A 276-nucleotide genomic window follows, 5' to 3' on the forward strand; every position below is an offset into this window, starting at 1 on the left:
CGCCGGTGCCATTCCGATATTGCGGTCCGGGTTCCGGATCGCCGGTGACGGTGAGCTCCAGCTCGACCGGCACCGGTGCCGCGCGCTTCTCTGGGCTGACCGTCTGCCCGGCCTTGACCGAGATGTAGTACCAGCCCGCGACGGACTGGGCGACGAGCTTGCCACCCTCTTCCCGGTTCAGGTAGCGGACGGGTGCGGTGGCGAGCTCCTTGCCGGACGGCAGAACCTGTTCGGAACCGCCATAGGCGCCGGTGTCGGAGTCGATCTCCGCGCGAT

1 pseudogene is annotated in these 276 nt (G+C 68.5%); it reads right to left on the reverse strand.

Annotated elements, in window-relative coordinates:
- Positions 1-276, reverse strand: a pseudogene (locus GV790_RS30190) (vWA domain-containing protein); the annotation flags it as partial.

Origin of the sequence: Nocardia cyriacigeorgica (genome assembly GCF_010858045.1) — a bacterium.
GTDB lineage: Bacteria > Actinomycetota > Actinomycetes > Mycobacteriales > Mycobacteriaceae > Nocardia > Nocardia cyriacigeorgica_E.